Origin of the sequence: Sporichthya brevicatena, assembly GCF_039525035.1 — a bacterium.
Taxonomy (GTDB): Bacteria; Actinomycetota; Actinomycetes; order Sporichthyales; family Sporichthyaceae; genus Sporichthya; species Sporichthya brevicatena.
In genome coordinates this window covers 48,368-50,870 of the sequence record NZ_BAAAHE010000012.1, presented here as the reverse complement: position 1 = coordinate 50,870, position 2,503 = coordinate 48,368, and the positions used below count along the sequence as shown (strand labels likewise).

Annotated in this window: 2 protein-coding genes; one reads left to right on the top strand and one right to left on the bottom strand. The window is 71.4% G+C overall.

Going from position 1 to position 2,503, the window contains the following annotated elements; all coding sequences use genetic code 11:
- Positions 1–131 precede the first annotated feature (131 nt).
- The gene (locus tag ABD401_RS08630) at positions 132–1,091 is read left to right on the top strand and encodes a type IV toxin-antitoxin system AbiEi family antitoxin domain-containing protein (RefSeq protein ID WP_344603642.1); all 960 of its coding nucleotides are present in this window, start codon (positions 132–134) and stop codon (positions 1,089–1,091) included.
- Between the two features lie 154 nt (positions 1,092–1,245).
- On the opposite strand, the gene ABD401_RS08625 is transcribed toward ABD401_RS08630, so the two are convergent.
- Positions 1,246–2,421: a MalY/PatB family protein gene (locus ABD401_RS08625; RefSeq protein WP_344603640.1), complete on the bottom strand. Its 1,176-nt coding sequence runs from the start codon at positions 2,419–2,421 to the stop codon at positions 1,246–1,248.
- Positions 2,422–2,503 lie beyond the last annotated feature (82 nt).

Sequence of the window (2,503 nt, the reverse complement as noted above, 5' to 3'; positions counted from 1 at the left end):
CCGGCCGGGCCAGTGAAGGTGGCCTCAGCCGGTGAAGCTGCGTCGTCCACAGGGCGCACACCCCCGAAGTTGTCCACAGATTCGGACGGCGTCGATCCGGAACGCCCGGATCGGGGTCAGTCTTCGCTGCCATGGACACCCGGCATGCGCTGATCTTCGAGTTGGCGGCGACCCAGCAGCACGTGGTCTCGGCGGCGGACGTTGCGCTCTGCGGAGTGGACGACGCGGAGGTGGACCGGCTCTGCCGACGCGGGGACTGGACGCGTCTTCGCCGTGGCCTGTACCACCCGCAGCCGCCGCCGAGCGACGCTGACGTGCGGCTCCGGCTCGACTGCGCGGCGGCGATCCGGGCCCTCGACATCAAGGACGCCGCGATCGCGCACGTGTCGGCCGGCCGGCTGTGGGGCGCCAAATGGCGCACCGATCCGGAGGACGATCGGATCTGGGTCGCCTGCGATGTTCCGAAGAAGCCCCGGTACTACCCGGGCCTGCGGATCCTGCCGGCCGGACTCCCGGACGAGCACGTGACGTTGCTCGAGGGTCTGCCGGTCAGCACCCCGGCGCGTACCGCGGTCGACCTCGCGCGGCATCTGCACTTCGAGCCGGGCCTCGTCGCGGTCGAGTCGCTGCGGTTCCAGCACAAGATCAGCGACGCCCAGCTGGCGGCGGTGCTCGAGGAGTGTCGCGGGTGGCCCCACATCCGGCGGGCTCGTCGGACCATCGAGTTCTCCACCGACCTCTCGGAGTCCCCGCTCGAGTCGGACACTCGCCTCGCCTTCCTGCGAGCGATGGTGCCGCCCTACCGCCAGCAGGTGGAGGTCGTGGACGCCCTCGGGGTGAAGCGGCGCCTCGACTTCCTGTTTGGCCTTCGCGCCGGGGTGGAGACGGACGGGCGCCTCAAGTACTCCTCGCCGGAGGATCTGTGGCGCGAGAAGAAGCGCCAGGACGCCCTTCTCGAGGTCGGGTTCCCGCTCCTTCGCCTGACCGCGGCCGACATCTACGGCGACCCGCGGATGCTCAACCGGCGGATCATCGATCACATGATTCGCACCGGCGACTGGATCGAGGGCGTCGGACCCGCTCATCGCTGACGCCACTGCCGCTTCACTGGCTGAGGCATCGGAGCTGCGCGCCGCGGAGGTGTGGCTTCACTGGCTGGGGCCGTCTTCACCGGCCCGGCGCGGCTGGTGGAGGAGGGGTTCAGCTGGTGAAGGCGTCGGGGTGGCTGGTGAAGCGGGCGCGGGGTCAGCGGAGGGCGAGGGCGGTCTGCATCCGGGTCACCATCTCGGTGACGAGGGGGCGGGAGGTGCCGAAGTTCAGGCGGACGAAGCCGTCGCCGCCGGGGCCGAAGGCGGAGCCGTCGTTGAAGGCGACGCGTCCGCGGTCGAGGAAGGTCTGCTGGGGGGAGGGCAGGCGGAGGGCGCGGCAGTCGAGCCAGGCGAGGTAGGTCCCCTCGTGGGGTGCCCAGGCGATCTCTGGCAGCCGCTCCGTCAGCTGCGTGCGCAGGTGGTCGCGCACCGTCTGAAGGTGCGTCACCAATGCGGCCAGCCAGGGATCTCCGAACCGGTACGCGGCGACGGAGGCCTCGATGCCGAGGATTCCGGCGGGGCCGCGGTGGCGGTAGGAGATCGCGGCGAAGGCCTTCGCGTCCTCCGGGTTGCCGATCACCGCGACGGCGGCGCCGAGGCCGGCGAGGTTGAACGACTTGCTCGCGGAGTGCAGCGTCAGCGTCCGGCGGGCCACGTCCTCGCCCAGGGTCGCGAAGGGCACGAACGTCGCGGGGGAGAAGGTCAGCGGGGCGTGGATCTCGTCGGAGACGACGCGGACGTCGTACCGCTCCGCGAGCTCGGCCACCGCCCGCAGCGTCGCCTCCGGGTACACCCGTCCCACCGGGTTGTGCGGGTTGCAGAGCAGCAGCATCCGGTGGCCGGCGGAGAACGCACTCGCCAGGCCGTCGAGGTCGAGTTCCCATCCGGCCGTGCTCGGCAGCACCGGCACTGCCACCATGCGGCGGCCGAGTTCGGCGATCGCGTGCAGGAACGGGTAGTACACCGGCGTCGTGACGACGACGCCGTCACCGGGCGCGGTGAAGGTCTCGATCCACAGCTCGATCCCGCGCATCGTGTCGCGCAGCAGGTACACCTGCGCCGGATCGACCTCCCACGACCAGTGCCGGGACGCGAAGCCGCAGAACGCCTCGGTCAGGTCCGGCGCGACGAGGTCGACGGCGTAGCCGAGGTCGCCCCGCTCGACCGCCGCCTCGATCGCGGCGGCCACCGGCGCGGCGGTTCCGAAGTCCATCTCCGCCACCCAGGCGGGCAGCACGTCCGGCGGGTAGGACCGCCACTTCGTGCTGTGCCGCTCGTGCAGCACCGCGAGGTCGAGGGCGTCGAAGCCGTACCGGTCGGCGGGGGAGGTCACCCCTCCGATTCTGCCTCGCCGCGATCAGGCGCCGGGATTCTCGTCGACCACCAGCTCGTCTGTAATGCCCCCAGCGCCGGAT

Bases quoted from the DNA above. Each gene is read 5' to 3' on its own strand.
- ABD401_RS08630 (WP_344603642.1), top strand. From the start codon at position 132: ATGGACACCCGGCATGCGCTGATCTTCGAGTTGGCGGCGACCCAGCAG.